We start from the raw sequence: 306 nt of genomic DNA on the forward strand, positions 1-306 counted from the left end.
TCGTACCGTCGTCGCTCGTACCGGCATCATCGTTACAGATGACGTCCGTCGTAACGCCCGTAGCCACCAGGGGCTCCGGCTGGTCGATCGTGAAGCTTTCCGTGGTCGTACAGCCATTGGCGTCCGTGACCACTACCGTGTAGGTGCCCGCAGCAAGACCACTCAGGTTCTGCGTCGTCGCACCGTTGCTCCAGGCGTAAGTGTAGCCGGCCGTGCCGCCAACTACCGTCAGCGTGATCGTACCGTCGTCACTCGTACCGGCATCATCGTTACAGATGACGTCCGTCGTAACGCCCGTAGCCACCA

Annotated in this window: 1 protein-coding gene; it reads right to left on the bottom strand. The window is 61.4% G+C overall.

The window, feature by feature from the left end; translation table 11 throughout:
• Positions 1–306: SprB repeat-containing protein (locus E1J53_RS23920; protein ID WP_173021637.1), on the bottom strand; the 306-nt coding region annotated here is incomplete at both ends.

This window comes from Lewinella sp. W8, assembly GCF_004375085.3.
GTDB lineage: Bacteria > Bacteroidota > Bacteroidia > Chitinophagales > Saprospiraceae > Neolewinella.